This window comes from Zhongshania borealis (genome assembly GCF_039539625.1).
Taxonomy (GTDB): domain Bacteria; phylum Pseudomonadota; class Gammaproteobacteria; order Pseudomonadales; family Spongiibacteraceae; genus Spongiibacter; species Spongiibacter borealis.
Window position 1 is genome coordinate 1 of record NZ_BAABDM010000026.1, and the last position, 632, is coordinate 632.

Consider the following 632-nt stretch of genomic DNA (forward strand, 5'->3'; position numbering starts at 1 on the left):
ATCATCGTCGTCGTCAGCATTGTCGCCGATGTTGTCGAGGTCGTTATCTTTGGTTTCATTCGGATCGTTTGGGAAGGCGTCATCGTTATTATTTACGCCGTCATTATCAATATCGTCATCACAGGCGTCACCCATGCCGTCGGCATCAGTGTCGGTTTGCAATGCGTTTGCCGTGATGGGGCAGTTGTCGGTACCGTCGTTAACCCCATCGCTGTCTGAATCCGCATTCAAGGGGTCAGTTTCTGTTTCGTCTTCATTCACAATGCCGTCGCCATCGGCGTCGGCATCGCAGGCGTCACCGCGCAGGTCGCCGTCTAAATCCAGTTGGTCGGCGTTGGCGGTGTCGGGGCAGTTATCGTCGCTATTAATAATGCCGTCGTTGTCGTTGTCTTGAGCTTCGTCGACTTGGTCAACACAGCCATTGGCATTTACCACTGCGCCAGTCGGGGTGTTAGGGCACTGATCGACGGGATTGTTGACGCCGTCGTTGTCGTCGTCTTTGCCGCTGTCATAGTCGTACTGGCCGTCGGCGATATCAGTTTCGCTGGCGTCAAGGTGTGCTATTGCGGCTTCGTTACTAATGATGTCGCGCTCGCCATCATTGTTTGCGTTGCGCGCAAAGGTGGCTAAAG

At 54.1% G+C, this 632-nt stretch carries 1 protein-coding gene; it reads right to left on the reverse strand.

From position 1 onward, the window contains the following. Nucleotides 1-632 (reverse strand): thrombospondin type 3 repeat-containing protein (locus ABD836_RS19415; RefSeq protein WP_344939319.1); only part of this gene is annotated, 632 nt, incomplete at both ends.